The sequence below is a fragment of the Paracoccus onchidii genome (assembly GCF_028294535.1).
GTDB lineage: Bacteria > Pseudomonadota > Alphaproteobacteria > Rhodobacterales > Rhodobacteraceae > Paracoccus > Paracoccus onchidii.
In genome coordinates this window covers 1-747 of sequence record NZ_JAQBIE010000076.1, presented here as the reverse complement: position 1 = coordinate 747, position 747 = coordinate 1, and the positions used below count along the sequence as shown (strand labels likewise).

At 63.5% G+C, this 747-nt stretch carries 1 pseudogene; it reads right to left on the bottom strand.

Annotated features, from left to right (window positions below):
- Nucleotides 1-747: pseudogene (locus PAF17_RS20110) on the bottom strand (IS3 family transposase); the annotation flags it as partial.

The window sequence follows — 747 nt, the reverse complement described above, 5'->3', positions numbered from 1 at the left end:
CTGCCCCTTGTTTCCTGCACATCTGCCTCGTTCAGTTTCTGCTGTCTGATCTCGAGATCAACGGGCGACAGCATGCCGTTGTTCGTGTGCTTGCGCTTCGGGTTGCAGAACAGTTCGACGTACTCGAACACATCCTGCCTGGCGGCGTCGCGGGTCGTGTACGTTTGACGCCGGATGCGCTCGCGCTTCAGCAACTGGAAGAAGCTCTCGGCCACGGCATTGTCGTGACAGTTGCCGCGGCAGCTCATGCCGGGTTCCAGGTTATGCTGGCGGAGGAAGGACTGCCACGCGCAGCTGGTGAACTGCGGGCGCTGATCGGAATGCACCGTGACCCGGTCCGTGGGCTTGCCGCCATATCGGCGCAGTCCACCTGCGCGGCGATCCAGGCCGGCGATGCCGGCCGCGCAACCCGGTTCTCGGAAATCTGTTCACCCTGGTCGCGCAGATCGTCCGTCAGCTTGCGATAGCCATAGGCTTGGCCGCTGTCGGCCCAGGCCTGCCGGATCAGCTCGGTCTGACGGGCATTCTCCTGCGCACGGTGGCTGAACGGTTCCTTAAGCCATGCATGAAAGCCGCTGAAATGGACCCGCAGCACCCGGCACATGGCGCGGACGCCGAATTCCTTGCGGTGCGCCCGGATGAAGGCGTGCTTCATTGGGACCCTCGCGCGAAGTACGCCGTTGCTTTTTAGGATATCGCGCTCCTCGGTGACCCGAGCGAGTTCGCGCTTCAGGCGCCGGTTCTCCG